Source organism: Stenotrophomonas sp. TEPEL, from assembly GCF_004348785.1.
GTDB classification, from domain to species: domain Bacteria; phylum Pseudomonadota; class Gammaproteobacteria; order Xanthomonadales; family Xanthomonadaceae; genus Stenotrophomonas; species Stenotrophomonas indicatrix.
Genome location: NZ_QQXJ01000001.1, coordinates 2,746,524 through 2,761,123, shown reverse-complemented (window position 1 = coordinate 2,761,123; position 14,600 = coordinate 2,746,524). Strand labels below are relative to the sequence as shown.

At 67.0% G+C, this 14,600-nt stretch carries 14 protein-coding genes; 6 read left to right on the top strand and 8 right to left on the bottom strand.

Annotated features, from left to right (window positions below):
• The first annotated feature begins 36 nt into the window (after window positions 1–36).
• Window positions 37–1,401 carry an NAD-dependent succinate-semialdehyde dehydrogenase gene (locus tag TEP_RS12565; protein ID WP_132825487.1) on the top strand — a complete coding sequence of 455 codons (1,365 nt, stop codon included), beginning with the start codon at window positions 37–39 and terminating at the stop codon, window positions 1,399–1,401.
• A gap of 89 nt (window positions 1,402–1,490) precedes the next feature.
• Here TEP_RS12565 and TEP_RS12560 read toward each other — a convergent pair whose 3' ends face one another.
• From TEP_RS12560 to TEP_RS12535, 6 genes are all read right to left on the bottom strand, one after another.
• Window positions 1,491–2,498 (bottom strand): magnesium and cobalt transport protein CorA, encoded by a 1,008-nt coding sequence (locus TEP_RS12560; RefSeq protein WP_032975737.1) that lies wholly within the window; start codon window positions 2,496–2,498, stop codon window positions 1,491–1,493.
• Window positions 2,499–2,545: 47 nt separating this feature from the next.
• Window positions 2,546–3,787, bottom strand: a complete 1,242-nt coding sequence (locus tag TEP_RS12555; protein ID WP_132825486.1) for a DUF4105 domain-containing protein — start codon at window positions 3,785–3,787, stop codon at window positions 2,546–2,548.
• On the bottom strand, window positions 3,784–4,665 hold the full coding sequence (locus tag TEP_RS12550) for a transporter associated domain-containing protein (protein WP_132825485.1): 882 nt from the start codon (window positions 4,663–4,665) through the stop codon (window positions 3,784–3,786). Before TEP_RS12550 ends, TEP_RS12555 begins: the two co-directional genes overlap by 4 nt.
• Before the next feature lie 64 nt (window positions 4,666–4,729).
• Window positions 4,730–5,314, bottom strand: coding sequence for a hypothetical protein (locus TEP_RS12545; RefSeq protein WP_132825484.1), 585 nt, complete (start codon window positions 5,312–5,314; stop codon window positions 4,730–4,732).
• Between the two features lie 86 nt (window positions 5,315–5,400).
• Entirely contained in the window at window positions 5,401–5,886 is a 486-nt protein-coding gene (ybeY, locus tag TEP_RS12540) for an rRNA maturation RNase YbeY (RefSeq protein WP_059063681.1), read from the bottom strand.
• Window positions 5,883–6,869 carry a PhoH family protein gene (locus tag TEP_RS12535; protein WP_025875300.1) on the bottom strand — a complete coding sequence of 329 codons (987 nt, stop codon included), beginning with the start codon at window positions 6,867–6,869 and terminating at the stop codon, window positions 5,883–5,885. Before TEP_RS12535 ends, ybeY begins: the two co-directional genes overlap by 4 nt.
• Window positions 6,870–7,233: 364 nt before the next feature.
• Here TEP_RS12535 and TEP_RS12530 point away from each other — a divergent pair, with 364 nt between their 5' ends.
• From TEP_RS12530 to TEP_RS12520, 3 genes are read left to right on the top strand one after another with little or no spacing between them, the layout of a single operon-like run.
• Window positions 7,234–8,190: an HlyD family efflux transporter periplasmic adaptor subunit gene (locus tag TEP_RS12530; RefSeq protein WP_132825483.1), complete on the top strand. Its 957-nt coding sequence runs from the start codon at window positions 7,234–7,236 to the stop codon at window positions 8,188–8,190.
• 20 nt (window positions 8,191–8,210) lie between these two features.
• Window positions 8,211–9,134, top strand: coding sequence for an ABC transporter ATP-binding protein (locus TEP_RS12525; RefSeq protein WP_132825482.1), 924 nt, complete (start codon window positions 8,211–8,213; stop codon window positions 9,132–9,134).
• Window positions 9,131–10,243 (top strand): ABC transporter permease, encoded by a 1,113-nt coding sequence (locus tag TEP_RS12520; RefSeq protein WP_132825481.1) that lies wholly within the window; start codon window positions 9,131–9,133, stop codon window positions 10,241–10,243. Before TEP_RS12525 ends, TEP_RS12520 begins: the two co-directional genes overlap by 4 nt.
• Window positions 10,244–10,303: 60 nt before the next feature.
• Here the strand turns inward: TEP_RS12520 and miaB are convergent, their stop codons facing one another.
• Together miaB and TEP_RS12510 are read right to left on the bottom strand one after the other, a co-directional pair.
• Window positions 10,304–11,722: a tRNA (N6-isopentenyl adenosine(37)-C2)-methylthiotransferase MiaB gene (gene miaB, locus TEP_RS12515; protein WP_132825480.1), complete on the bottom strand. Its 1,419-nt coding sequence runs from the start codon at window positions 11,720–11,722 to the stop codon at window positions 10,304–10,306.
• A 169-nt stretch (window positions 11,723–11,891) separates the two neighbouring features.
• The gene (locus TEP_RS12510) at window positions 11,892–12,512 is read right to left on the bottom strand and encodes a glutathione S-transferase (protein ID WP_099842221.1); all 621 of its coding nucleotides are present in this window, start codon (window positions 12,510–12,512) and stop codon (window positions 11,892–11,894) included.
• 80 nt (window positions 12,513–12,592) lie between these two features.
• Between TEP_RS12510 and TEP_RS12505 the strand changes: the two genes are divergently transcribed.
• The gene (locus TEP_RS12505; RefSeq protein ID WP_132825479.1) at window positions 12,593–13,561 is read left to right on the top strand and encodes a WYL domain-containing protein; all 969 of its coding nucleotides are present in this window, start codon (window positions 12,593–12,595) and stop codon (window positions 13,559–13,561) included.
• A gap of 46 nt (window positions 13,562–13,607) precedes the next feature.
• Window positions 13,608–14,546 (top strand): lytic transglycosylase domain-containing protein, encoded by a 939-nt coding sequence (locus tag TEP_RS12500; RefSeq protein WP_132825478.1) that lies wholly within the window; start codon window positions 13,608–13,610, stop codon window positions 14,544–14,546.
• Window positions 14,547–14,600: the final 54 nt, after the last annotated feature.

The window sequence follows — 14,600 nt, the reverse complement described above, 5'->3', positions numbered from 1 at the left end:
GGCGCACAATGGGGGTCTACCTGATGGAGACCCCCCATGACCGTCGAGATCATCAACCCGGCCACCGGCCAGGTGACCTACCGCCATGAGCTGATGGATGCCGCTGCCATCGAGCAGCGCCTGCAGGCCGCGGCCGAGGCGTTCCCACGCTGGGCCGAGCGCTCGCTGCAGGATCGCGGGGCGATCCTCAAGCAGATTGCCGGCCAGCTGCGTGCGCGCCGCGATGACCTGCAGCAGGCCATGACCAGCGAGATGGGCAAGCTGAAGGCCGAGGCCCTGGCCGAGGTGGAAAAGTGCGCGACCACCTGTGAGTTCTATGCCGACCACGCCGCCGATTACCTGAAGCCGCAGCTGATCGATACCGAGGCCCAGCGCAGCTACGTACGCTATGAACCGATCGGCTGCGTGTTCGCGGTGATGCCGTGGAATTTCCCGATCTGGCAGGTGTTCCGCTTCCTGGCCCCGGCATTCATGGCCGGCAACGTGGCGCTGCTCAAGCACGCCAGCAACGTGCCGCAGTGCGCCGACCTGATCCTGGCGGTGTGCCGCGATGGTGGCCTGCCGGACGGTGTGTTCGACGTGCTGCACATCGACAACGACCAGGCTGCCGACGTACTGCGCGATGCACGGGTGAAGGCCGTCACCCTGACCGGCAGCGAGCGGGCAGGGCGCTCCATCGCGTCCAACGCTGGCAGCCAGTTGAAGAAATCGGTGATGGAGCTGGGCGGCAGCGACGCCTTCGTGGTGCTCGATGATGCCGACCTGGACAAGGCGGTTGCCGCGGCGGTGAAGTCGCGCTTCGACAACAGTGGGCAAACCTGCATTGCCGCCAAGCGCTTCATTGTGGTTGAAGCGGTGGCCGATGAATTCACCCGGCGCTTCGTTGAGGCCGCAGGCGAGCGCCAGTACGGCGACCCGAACGAGCGCGGCACCACGCTGGCGCCGATGGCCCGCGCCGACCTGCGCGACGAACTGCACAAGCAGGTGCAGGCCAGCGTCGCCAAAGGCGCGCGGGTGCTGATCGGTGGCGAGTCGATTGCCGGTTCGTACGCGGGTTACCCGGCCAGCGTGCTCGACCAGGTAGGGCCGGGCATGCCGGCCTATGACGAAGAACTGTTCGGGCCGGTCGCCGCGGTCATCCGGGTCAAGGATGAAGCCGAAGCGCTGCGCGTGGCCAACGACACCCGCTTCGGCCTCGGCGGCAGCGTGTGGACGCGTGACCCGGTGCGTGGCGAGTCCTTCGCCCAGCGCATGGAATGCGGCGCGGCCTTCGTCAACGCCATCGTCAAGAGCGATGCCCGGTTGCCGTTCGGCGGCAGCAAGGAGTCAGGTTTCGGCCGTGAACTGGCCGACCACGGCATCCATGAGTTCATGAACATCAAGACCATCTACGTGGCTTGATTCCCGCCACTACCCGTGGCAGGTCATGTGCCACGACCAACGGTCGTGGCCTGCCGGTCCGGTGGGTATCGACCGTTGGTCGATACGCCCTACAGCCACTTCACCCGCTTGAACAGCCGGTACAGGCCAACGCAGATGCCACCGACAGCAACAATCATCAGCGGGTAGGCCCACGGCTGGTTCAATTCCGGCATGTGGCTGAAATTCATGCCATACCAGCTGGTGATCAGGGTCGGTGCGGCCAGCAGCGCGGCCCATGCACCCAGCCGCTTCACCGTCTCACCCTGGGCCAGCGTCACCAGTGACAGATTCACGCTCAGGGCCGTGCCCAGCATCTCGCGCAGCGTGTCGATGACATCGCTGATGCGTACCGCATGGTCGTGCACGTCGCGGATATACAGCTTCACTTCGTCCGGGAACAGCTCGCCCTGGTAGCGGCGCAGCTGTGCCAGCACATCCTGCAGTGGCGCCACCGCCATCCGCATCTTGTTCAACTCGCGCTTGAGCTCGTACAGGCGCACCACCGTGCTGCGCTTGTAACTGTCGGCGAAGATATCCTTCTCCAGCAGTTCCAGGGTGTCGCGGAAGCGGTTGGTGATGGGCAGGTAATTGTCGACCACGAAGTCGGCCACGGCGTACAGGCAGTACGAGGGGCCCATTTTCAGCAGCTGCGGTTCGCGCTCCACGCGCGCACGCACCGGTGCGTACGAGAGCGAGGCGCCATGGCGAACGGTCACCAGGAACCGTGGGCCGAGGAAGGCGTGGGTTTCGCCGTACTGGATGCGCTCGTCGACCATCTGCGCGGTGGTCACCACCACGAACAACGAGTTCCCGTAGGCCTCCACCTTGGGGCGCTGGTGCGCGTTGCGCGCATCCTCGACGGCCAGGTCGTGCAGGCAGAATTCTTCCTGCAGCTTCAGCAGCACGTCTTCGTTCGGATCGTACAGGCCGACCCAGACGAAACCATTGTTGCTGGCGATGACATCGCTGATGGCATCCAGGCTGATGTCGTGGCGTTTGCCGTCGTCATCGTAGTGGACGCAGTTGATGACGCAGGTGGGATTGGCTGCGGCGGAGGCGGCAGCAGGGGCGGGCAGTGGGGCAGTGGGGGTGGGGCGGGCAATGACATGCCCGCCATCGTGCGTCAGTGCTGCGTTTCCGACAAGTGAGGACGGCGCCCCAGCACCCAGGCCAGTGCCGCATGGACCGGAAGCAGCAGCACGATCCACTGCACGTTGTACTGCGCCTGCAGGCTCAGCCAGTGCAGCACCAGGGCAGCCACGGCCTGCACCGCCACCAGCCACAGCACGATCCTGAACATGCGGCCGGGCACGCGCCGCCGCAGCAGGCTGATCGCCCCCGGCAACAGCAGCACGCACAGCGGCGACAGCAGCAGCAGGTTGCGGTTGGCCCAGGCAGCGTAGTGCGTGCTGAAGCCCCACAGGAACACCAGCAGGCCACCGGCGATGGTGCACAGCAGCCACAGCGGCAAGGCCAGGCCGGCCAGCAGGCGCGTACGCCTGCGTAGCGCCAGCACGCCGACCGCAATCACCAGGCCACACAGCAGCCACGGCCACCAGTGGCGCGCGAATTCCTTCGGTTCGGGGGCGATGCGGTGTGGCAGCAGTTCCTGCTCGGACTGCACCAGCGGGCGGCCGTCGCTGTTGCGGGCCTGCCGCAGGGCATCGGCCAAGCGCATCGGCACGAAGGCTTCCTGCCAGCGCGACAGCGGCTGGTCGGCAAACGGACCCAGGCCGATATCGAAGCCCAGCCACATCCACGGGGCCGGGGACGCCAGGCGTACCGACTCGCTGCGATAGGTGTTGCCACGCGAACGGCCCGACAGCTGTGAATGCAGGCCGCCGCCCAGCGCCTTGTCCAGCGTGTCGCGCACCATCGTGGCGCAGTTGGCGGTGTAGTAATCGTAGTGGTAGCGCGCGTTTTCCGGCTTGGCCCGTTCGGCCAGGTCGGCGGCCAGCGAGCGCGCCTGGTCAGGGGTGATATCCAGCCACTGCACGCTGGCACCGCGGCCGGTCTCGTCGTAGTACGACAGGTCCTGCTGCAGCGGCAGCGCCACCAGGTAATACATCATGTCGCCACGCACGAAGCGGCCGATGAAATCCTGTTCGGACGGATCGAAGTAGCCGAAGTTGTACGAGATCGCCTCGCCGCTCACCGGGTCCAGCACGACGATGGCATCGTGGCCGAAGCGTTCGAAGAACACGGTGCCGGGCTGCATGGTGACGACACCAACGCGCGGGGCAGGGGCATCACTGGCCGTCGAAACGGCCGGCGCCGCCGCCTGCGCGAACGCGGTCAGTGGCAGGGTCGTGGCCAGCACGCACAGTGCCAGCCACACCGTCAGGATCAGGTCACGGTGCTTCAAGCGTCGTCCTGCGCGTCCGGTGCCAGCACCGTTACATGGAAGGCCTGGACCCGGCGCGCATCGGCGCGGGCTACGCGGAACATGAAGCGGTCCAGCGCCAGTTCGTCACCGACTTCCGGCAGATGGCCCACCGCTTCTGTCACCAGGCCACCGATGGTGTCGTAGTCCTCATCGGAGAAATCGGCACCGAAGCGTTCGTTGAAATCGCCGATCGGCGTGAGCGCATCCACCACGTACTGGCCATCGGCCTGGATGGCGATCTGCGCCGAGAAATCCTCGGCCTCGTCGTGTTCGTCGTCGATCTCGCCGACGATCTGCTCCAGCACGTCCTCGATGGTGACCAGGCCGGCGACACCGCCGTACTCGTCCACCACGATCGCCATGTGGTTGCGCGACAGGCGGAATTCCTTCAGCAGCACGTTGAGCTTCTTCGCTTCCGGAATCAGCACCGCCGGGCGCAGCAGTTCACGCACGTTGCCGGGACCGTTGTCGGCAACCACGCCGCGCAGCAGGTCCTTGGCCAGCAACACGCCGAGGATGTCGTCCTTGTTCTCGCCATGCACCGGGAAGCGCGAATGGCCGGACTCGACCACCTGCTTCATCAGCTCCAGGAAGGGCGCCTCCACCGGCAGCGAGACCATCTGCGAACGCGAGATCATCACGTCGCCCACGGTCAGCTCGGCCACCGAAATGGCACCTTCCATCATCTTCAGGGTATCGGCGGCGATCAACCCCTCTTCCTGCGCGGTGTGCAGGACAGCGACCAGCTCGTCGCGGGTGTGGGGTTCGCCGGAAAAAGCAGACGTCAGGCGTTCAAGCCAGCCGCGCTTCTTTTCACTGTGCTCCACGGAGGAGCTACTACTGTCGTCTTCTGACATCTCTGGAAAAAAGGCACCCGGCAGGCCGGGCGATGGCCCAAGTCTAGCAGGATGTGGGGGCGTGTCAGTGACCGTCGGCCGCCGGAGCGGTGGCGGCCGGGCCTTCGTCCTCGGCCGGCAGGTCCAGGCTGTAGGTGCAGCCGGCCAGGGTCCTGCCGGGGTGGCTGGCGACGGTGGATACGCTGAGGATGATCGACTCGATCTGCGCCTCCCCGGTCTTCGGGTCGGTCACATCGCGGCTGACCAGCTCGCGCCCGGCCATGAACTTGCCGTCCTGGTCGTAGCCGATCTCCAGCGCCAGCTGCTTGGCAAGGGGGCGTGGGTCGGCCTGGTCCAGCACCGCCATGATGCTGGCGCCGGCCACAGCCACACGCTCGGTCTGCTGGCCGAACACCGTGATCGGGCTGGCCAGCCGGTACTCGCTCATGAACTGGTTGCCCTGCGGCAGCGGCTGCAGGCCATGCGCCACGGCCTTCAGCGGGTCAGCCAGCAGCGGTGCCAGTGCGGCGTGCTCGGCCACGCCCTGGCGGCATTCGATCAGGGCAGGCAGGTCCAGCGGCGCCGCGGAAGCGGTGGAGGCAAGCAGTAAGGGCAGTGGCAGGAGGGTACGCAGCAGCACAAGCGGGTTCCGTAATAGGGCCGAGCCCATGCTCGGCTGCTTCTTGGCCAGGTCGGCGAGGCGCAGGGTGCACTGCGGCCGAGCATGGGCTCGGCCATACGGGCGCCGGCCCGCTGTCAGCGCTCGCCCGCGTACGGGTCGTCGATGCCAAGCTCGGCCAGGATCTCGCGCTCCAGCTGTTCCATCGCCTCGGCTTCCTTGTCGTCCTCGTGGTCCCAGCCGAGCAGGTGCAGCACGCCGTGCACAGTCAGGTGCGCGTAGTGGGCATTGAGCACTTTGCCCTGCTCCTCGGCTTCACGGGCCACCACCGGTGCGCAGATCACCAGGTCGCCCAGCAGCGGGAACTTGACGCCCTTGGGCAGGCCCTCCGGCACGTCGGCCGGGAAGCTCAGCACGTTGGTGGCGTAGTCCTTGCCCCGGTAGTGCCGGTTCAGCGACTGGCCTTCCTTGCTGTCGACCACGCGGATGGCCAGGTCGGCCTCGCGGATGCGGCCCTTCAGCGCAGCCGCCACCCACTTGCGGAAGCTGACGGCAGAGGGCAGCCCGGCACGGGGCAGTGCGTAGCTGACGGCGACATCCAGTCGTACGGGACCACGGGTCATGGAGTCGCTCCAGGTTGGATCTCATGCAGGTCGCGGCGGTCGTAGGCACTGACGATGCGCGCCACCAGCGGGTGGCGGACCACGTCGCGGGCTTCGAAGAAGGTGAAGCTGACGCCCTCCACGTCGCGCAGCACGTCGATCGCATCGCGCAGGCCGGACTTCACATGCTTGGGCAGGTCGGTCTGGGTCAGGTCGCCGGTGACCACGGCGGTGGAACCGAAACCCAGGCGGGTCAGGAACATCTTCATCTGTTCGATGGTGGTGTTCTGCGCTTCGTCCAGGATCACGAACGCATCGTTGAGCGTGCGGCCGCGCATGTAGGCCAGCGGCGCGATCTCGATGACGTTCTTTTCCAGCAGCTTGAGCACCTTTTCCACGCCCAGCATTTCATACAGGGCGTCGTACAGCGGGCGCAGGTACGGGTCGACCTTCTGGCTCAGGTCGCCCGGCAGGAAGCCCAGCTTCTCGCCGGCCTCGACCGCCGGACGCACCAGGATCAGGCGCTGCACGCGTGATTCGTTCAGTGCTTCCACCGCGCTGGCCACGGCCAGGAAGGTCTTGCCGGTACCGGCCGGGCCGATGCCGAAGTTGATGTCGTGGCTGACGATCTGGTGCAGGTAGCGGCTCTGGTTGGAACCCCGCCCGCGCACGGTTCCGCGCTTGACCTTGATCGCCACGTCCTGTGCTTCGTAGGAGCGGTCGGCGATCTGTTCGATGTTGGCCGCGTTCAGCCGCAGGTGAATGGCGTGGTTGTCGAAGGTGGTCTCGGCGGCTTCTTCGTACAGCGCCTCGATCAGTTTCTGCGCCTCGGCGCTTGCCTCGGCCGGGCCGCTGATGCGGAACACGAAGCCGCGGTTGGCGATTTCCACGCCAAGCTTCAGTTCGATCTGGCGAAGGTGTCCGTCGAACGGGCCGCACAGGTTGGCCAGCTGCGCGTTGTCTTCCGGCGACAGGGTGAAGTCTCGATGCTCGATGCTTTTCATTGCTTGGGGTGGGGCGGGGTCGCCGTCCACCGCGATGGCGTCAGGGACGACAAGGGTAACGCGCAAGCCGGCATGACGACAGTTCTCCACACCGGGTGTGGACCGGCGCCGAAGAAACCTGTGGATAGACCTTCGCAGGGCTTGTGCCACAAGGAAGATGATGCCGTGGTGAAAATTGTGCCAGTGCCTGCAGGATTTTCCACATGCGGTGTGGACGGTGTTGCCACGAACCTGTGGATAGGTGGCAGCGAGCCTTGCGGCAGTGGCGTTGGCAGCAACTGATCAATTATTGGCCAGCGCTGATCTGGATCATTGCGGGTGCACAGGGAGCATGGCACCGTGGCGCCATCGCAGGAGGTGGCGCATGGCCGTGGTCACGTGGGTGCGCAGGTTGGGGTTGCTGGGCAGCTGCCTGCTGGCGGGGTGCGGCGAAGCACCACCAGCAGCACTGGGTACGCTTGAATGGGACCGGATCAGCGTGCCCGCACCGGCGGCTGAAGTGATCAGTACCGTTGACGTGCGCGAGGGGCAGGCGGTCAAGGCGGGCGCGCTGCTGATGCGCCTGGATCCTGCCCGTGGCGCAGCCCAGCTCGAGGCCGCACAGGCCGAAACGGCCCGCGCGCAGGCACAGCTCGAGGAACTGCAGGTGGGACCGCGTCCGGAGCAGATCGCCCAGGCGCAGGCACAGCTCACCGCGCTGCGCGCGCAGGCGGCGGAAGCCACCGCGTACTACCGCCGGGTGCAACCGCTGGCCCGCCAGCGGTTGGTGGCTGCCGCTGATCTGGACCGGGCGCGAGCGGCCGCCGACAACGCCGTGGCCAGCGTGCGCGCTGCCGAACAGGCGTGGCTGCAGCTGCAGCGCGGCAACCGTCGTGAGGACATCGCCCAGGGCCAGGCCGCCTCCAGGGCGACACAGGCACAGCAGGTCGTGCAGGCCGTCAACCTGCAGAAACTGCAGCTGCGCGCGCCGCGCGATGGCGTGGTCGATGCGTTGCCCTACAGGCAAGGCGACCAGGCACCGATCGGTGCACCGTTGGTGGTGATGCTGGTGGGCGAACGGCCGTATGCGCGCGTGTACCTGCCGCAGCCGTTGCGCCTGCAGGTGAAGGTCGGGCAGGCGGCGCTGGTGCAGCTGGACGGCGCCAACACCGTACTGAAAGGGCATGTGCGGTCGATCCGCAGCGAACCTTCCTTTACCCCCTATTACGCGTTGACCGGTGATGACGTCTCGCGGCTGAGCTACCTGGCCGAGATCGAGATCGACGACAGTGCCGACATGCAGGCGCTGCCCGCCGGGCTGCCGGTGCAGGTGCGCTTCTGAATCCGGTCGATGACATCGCCGTGCGTGCGCGGGGCCTGAGCCGCCGTTTCGGCGACCTGCTGGCGGTGGACAATGTCGATCTGCAGGTGCCGCGTGGGCAGGTATACGGCTTCCTCGGCCCGAACGGCTCGGGCAAATCGACCACCATCCGCATGCTGTGCGGGCTGCTTGAGCCGAGCGCGGGCGAGATCGACGTGCTGGGCCTGGCGATCCCGGCGCAGGCCGAGTCGTTGCGCCGCCGCATCGGCTACATGACCCAGCGCTTTTCGTTATACGAAGATCTGTCGGTGCGGGAGAACCTGGAATTCCTTGCCGCCATCCAGGATCTGCCACGCGCGCAGGCGCGGCAACGGGTCGATGCGCTGCTGCAGCAGTACCGCCTGCAGGATCGCCAGGTGCAGTTGGCCGGCACCCTCAGTGGGGGGCAGAAGCAGCGGCTGGCGCTGGCCGGTGCGGTGATCCATGCGCCGGAACTGCTGTTCCTGGATGAGCCGACCAGTGCGGTCGATCCCGAGTCGCGTCGCGATTTCTGGGAAGCGCTGTTCGAACTCGCCGATGCCGGTACCACGGTGCTGGTGTCCACCCACTACATGGACGAGGCCGAACGCTGCCACCGGCTGGCGATCCTTGATCGCGGTGCCCTGGTAGCCGATGGCACGCCGGCCGAACTGTGCGCGCAGCTGCAGGGCCGCACCCTGGCTGTCACCACCGCGCAACCCCGGCAGGCCAGCCGCGCGCTGGCGGCGCTGCCGGGCGTGCTCAGCGTGGCGCAGATCGGCACCGAGCTGCGTGTGCTGTGCAGCGAGGGCGCGGCCGATACCGCCGTGCTGGCGCAGGCCCTTGCCACCGCCGATCCGCAGGCCAGCATCGAACCGGTGGCGCCCAACCTGGAAGACGTCTTCGTTGCCGCTACCCGTGGCCGCGGCCGGGAGCCGGCGGCATGAGCCTGCGACGGCTGTGGGCGATCATGCTCAAGGAGCTGCGCCAGCTGCGCCGCGACCGGATCACCCTGGCGATGATCATCGGCATCCCGGTGATGCAGCTGCTGCTGTTCGGCTATGCGATCAACCTCAACCTGCGGCATCTGGATGCCGGCATCGCCGACCAGGCCAACAGTGCGGCGTCGCGCGCGCTGGTGCAGGACATGGTCGCCACCGGTGTGATCGCCCCGCGCGCGCAGGCCTATACGCCCGATCAATTGATGGAAGCGTTGCGACGGGGCCGGATCAGCGTGGGCATCGTGATTGCCGCCGATTTCGAACGACGCCGCTACGAAGGCCGCGAAGCGGTGCAGGTGCTGGTCGACGGCAGCGACACGGTGGTGCAGAGCGCGGCGATCCAGTTGGCGCAGGTGCCGCTGGACACGCGGCCGACCAGCAACACACGGCCGCTGCGCGAGGGCAGTATTGCCAGCGGGCCGGTAAGCGTCATCAGCTTCTACAATCCGCAACGACGGTCAGCGGTGAACATCGTGCCCGGCCTGATCGGGGTGATCCTGACCATGACCCTGGTGATGTTCACTGCAGTGGCGGTGGTACGCGAGCGCGAACGCGGCAACATGGAGTTGCTGATCGCCACGCCGGTATCGCGCAGCGAACTGATGGTGGGCAAGGTATTGCCCTACGCGGCGATCGGTCTGCTGCAGACCACACTGGTGCTGCTGCTGGGCACGTGGTTGTTCGAGGTCCCGATCCGCGGCAGCCTGGTTGATGTCTATCTGGCCGCCGTGCTGCTGGTGCTGGCCAACCTGGCGCTGGGCCTGTTGATTTCAACGCGGGCGCGTTCGCAGTTCCAGGCCATGCAGATGACCCTGTTCCTGTTCCTGCCCTCCATCCTGCTGTCGGGCTTCATGTTCCCGTTCGCCGGCATGCCCCGGCCGGTGCAGTGGCTGGCTGAAGTATTGCCGCTGACCCATTTCCTGCGCCTGGTACGCGGCATCATGCTGCGCGGGGCTTCGCTGTGGGAACTGTGGCCGGACGCGCTGGCGCTGCTGGTGTTCATCGTGGCGATGATGACCCTGGCCATCCTGCGCTTCCGCAAGCGCCTGGATTGAAGCATGCCGACCAACGGTCGGCATCCACCCCGGTAGGTGCCGACCGTTGGTCGGCACACCTTATTCCGTCACCACGCGCCCGCGCAGCGAGTTGGCCATCGCTTCCGTGATCACCACATCCACGAACTGGCCGATCAGGCGCGGGTGCGCCGGGAAGTTCACCGAACGCATGTTCTCGGTCTTGCCAGTCAGTTCGTTCGGGTTCTTGCGCGAAGGGCCTTCCACCAGCACGGTCTGTACGCTGCCGACCATCTTTTCGGAGATCTGCGCGGCATGCGCGTTGATCCGTTCCTGCAGCCGCGACAGGCGCGCATGCTTTTCCGCGTCGCTGATCGTGTCTTCCAGGTCTGCAGCCGGCGTGCCCGGGCGACGCGAATAGATGAAGGAGAAGCTGTGGTCGAAGCCGATATCCTCGATCAGCTTCATGGTCTTCTCGAAATCAGCATCCGTCTCGCCGGGGAAACCGACGATGAAGTCCGAACTGATCGAGATGTCCGGGCGCACCGCGCGCAGCTTGCGGATCTTCGACTTGAATTCCAGTGCGGTGTAGCCGCGCTTCATCGCAGACAGCACGCGGTCGCTGCCGGCCTGCACCGGCAGGTGCAGGAAGTTGGCCAGCTGCGGCACGTCGCGGAACGCGTCGATCAGCGAATCGCTGAACTCCAGCGGATGCGATGTGGTGAAGCGGATGCGGCCGATGCCGTCGATCTCGGCGATGGTGCGGATCAGCAGGCCCAGGTCGGCGAGCTCGCCGTCACCATAGGGACCACGGTAGGCGTTGACGTTCTGCCCGAGCAGATTGATTTCGCGCACGCCCTGTGCCGCAAGCTGTGCCACTTCCACCACCACGTCCTCGAACGGGCGGCTGACCTCGGTACCACGCGTGTAGGGCACCACGCAGAACGAACAGTACTTGGAGCAGCCTTCCATGATCGACACGAACGCTGAGGCCCCTTCCGCACGCGGCTCCGGCATGCGATCGAACTTCTCGATTTCCGGGAAGCTGATGTCCACCTGCGGGCGCTGCTGCTCGCGACGGGCGCGGATCAGTTCCGGCAGGCGGTGCAGCGTCTGCGGGCCGAACACCAGGTCGACGAACGGCGCACGCTTGATGATCGCCTCGCCTTCCTGCGACGCCACGCAACCGCCTACGCCGATGATGACCTCGCGGCCCTGGTTCTTCAGGCTCTTCCAGATGCCCAGCTGGCTGAACACCTTCTCCTGCGCTTTTTCGCGGATCGAGCAGGTATTGACCAGGATGACGTCGGCGTCCTCCGGGCGATCGGTCAGTTCCAGGCCATCGCTGGCGGCGAGCACGTCGGCCATCTTGGCCGAGTCGTACTCGTTCATCTGGCAACCGTGGGTCTTGATGTACAGCTTGCCCTTCACCTGGTCAGGCTTGCGCGGACCAGAGGGCAGGGCAACGAGCGGGGTGCCGCCCTGGGCGGCGGGCGGAAAGACGTCTGGCGTCCCGTTCATGGCGCTTAATCCAGTCGGGTGGCGGGAAAGGGGGCGATTCTACCCGCATCCCAGGGCGTGCGCCCGGCGCAACGCCAGCGACGCCACGCTGCGCGCTCGCGGGGCATGGCCCCGCGCTACCTGCATCCCGTCCCGTCCGGTAGCGCCGGGCCGTACCCGGCGAGTGCGCTTACGCCGCGATCAGCTCCGCATCAATCTGCCGCGAGCGATCAAACGCGGTCATCGCGCTCATCCGATCGATGTAGGCGGCCGTCGCCGGTGCTGGCTGCACCAGGCCGAACGCACTGGTCCATGCCAACGCATTGCCCCACAGCACGTCGGCCGCACTCATCACCTCGCCCAGCAGGTACGGTCCCTGCGCGAGCTGCGCTTCGATCACCTGCAGCACCGTATCGGCGTCGTTGTAGGGCGACATCAGGCGCGGCGGCGGCTCGCGATGCATGGCCTTGTCGATCATCGCCGGCTCGAAACAGGCGCCATAAAAGGCCATCCAGCGCAGGTAAGGGCCGCGCAGGGCGTCGCCGATCGGCGGCGCCAGCCCGGCTTCCGGGTAGAGGTCGGCCAGGTACAGGTAGATCGCCACCTGCTCGGTTACCAGGGCGCCGTTGTGCACGATGGCCGGCACCTTGCCCATCGGGTTGATCGCCAGATAGGCCGGGGCCAGGTTGGCACCGGCCTTCAGGTCCAGCACCTGCATGCGGTAGTCGGCGCCCAGTGCTTCGAGCAGGGCGACAGCGCCGCTCGAGCGTGAACGGGCGGCGTGGTAGAGGGTGATCTGGCGTGACGTCATGGCATTGCTCCCTGCAGGTGGTGGTGAAGTGGGGCCCATGCTGGGGCACAATTGCGGACGACTTCTGTCCGCGATCCGTCATGCGCCATACCGCCCATCGCCTGCTTCGCCTGATCTCGCTGCTGCAGGCCCGCCGTCACTGGTCCGGCGCCGAGCTGGCCGAGCGCATGGGCGTGGACCGGCGCAGCATCCGCCGCGATGTCGAGCGCCTGCGTGAGCTGGGGTATCCGGTACAGGCCTCGGCCGGTGTAGGTGGCGGCTACCGGCTGGGCGCCGGTGCACCTGTGCTGCCGATGCTGCTGGATGAGGAAGAAGCCACCACACTGGCGATTGCCCTGCGCGCGGCGTCGGCTACGGTGTCCGGTATCGACGACACCGCACGCGGCCTGCTGTCCAAGCTCGATCCGCTGGTGCCGGCGCGTCGCCGCCAGCAGGCCGGCGAAGTACATGCCGCCACCGCAACCCTGTCCGACCTGCCGTCCACCGATGCGCGCCTGCTCGGGCGACTGGCCCAGCATTGCCGGCAGGCCGCGCGGCTGGCCTTTGAGTACCGCAGCGCGCAGGACGCGGTGACGCAACGGGAAGTCGAGGCCCAGCACTTGGTCAACTACGGGCGGCGCTGGTATCTGCTGGCTTGGGATCTGGGCCGGCAGGATTGGCGCACGCTGCGCGTCGACCGGATGGGCGCGGTGCGGCATCTGCCCGAGCCCGGCCTGCATCGGCGCACTCCGGCGCCGCCGGATGTGATGGTGCGGCAGGCAGTCAGCCAGGCACCGTTCGCGCTGCAGGCCGTCCTGCGCCTGGCCGGCAGCGAAGCGGAGCTGACCGGGCGCATTCCGCCCTGGTGCGGTGTGCTGGAGGCCGACGGGCCAGAACATTGCCTGTTGCGGATGGGCGCGGAAAGCCGCGGCATGATGCTGGCGCAGATCCTCAGCCTGGATCGCCTGCCGGTGGCGGTGTGGACCACCCCGGCCGAGCTGCGCGAGGAGCTGGCCCAGCGCCTGGCCGGGCTCGGCCAGGTCCTGGCCGTGCCCGCCGTCACGGTCTGAGCCAGCGCCCTTGGCAAGCTGCAGCGAAGCTGGGACACTCGCGGCCATGAAGGGGAGACTGGGGACAACGGCGATCATCATCGCTGCGCTGACCGCTGCGCCGGCCAGCGCCGGCACCCTGTACAAGTGCCTCGGCGCCGACGGTGTCACCAGCTATGTCAGCAAGCGGGTGGCCGGTGCCCAATGCAGCACCATCAGCTACACCCGCAGCGCGGGCAGGGCAGCGCGCGCTCCCGTTGCCACGCCGGTGCCGGCGCCGCTACCAGCACCTGCGGCACCTGCTGCAGTGGTGGCCAGCGCCGAGCGCAATCCGGTTGCGGTTGCCGCCGCTGCGGCCAGTGCTGCTGTCGCAACGACCCCGGCACCCTCAGCGGCCGCTACGTCGGCCAGCCCTCGCGGCGGCAGGATGGTCAGCGGACAGGTCTATTCGTACATGCAGGACGGGGTGCGCCACTACACCAGCGCACGCCCGACCCAGGTGGCCAACCTCGGCCCGGTGCGGACGATCCGCTACAGCTTCATGGAGCGTTGCTACGCCTGCGGGGTCAATCCGCGCGTCGATTTCGGCAGCGTGCGCCTGAACACCACGGCCTTCCAGAGCGAGATCACCTCGGCTGCACGCGAATTCGGCGTGGAAGAGGCCGTGGTACGCGCGATCATCCATGCCGAGTCGGCCTACAACCCGACCGCACTCAGCCGTGCCGGCGCCCAAGGCCTGATGCAGCTGATGCCGCCCACCGCCGCGCGCTTCGGCGTCAGCGATTCCTACGACGCGGGGCAGAACATCCGTGGCGGTGTGCAGTATCTGGCGTGGCTGTTGAAGCGTTTCAATGGAGATCTGACCCTGGCCGCCGCCGGCTACAACGCGGGCGAGGGCGCGGTCGATCGCCATCGCGGCGTGCCCCCCTACAGCGAGACCCAGTACTACGTGCGCCGGGTCGGCCAGTTGGCCGAGCGCTATCGCACGGCCCTGACCAAGCAGTAGGCGCCGGCCGTTGGCCGGCAATCCCGCAAACTATGTTGTTGCAATGCGTTGTGT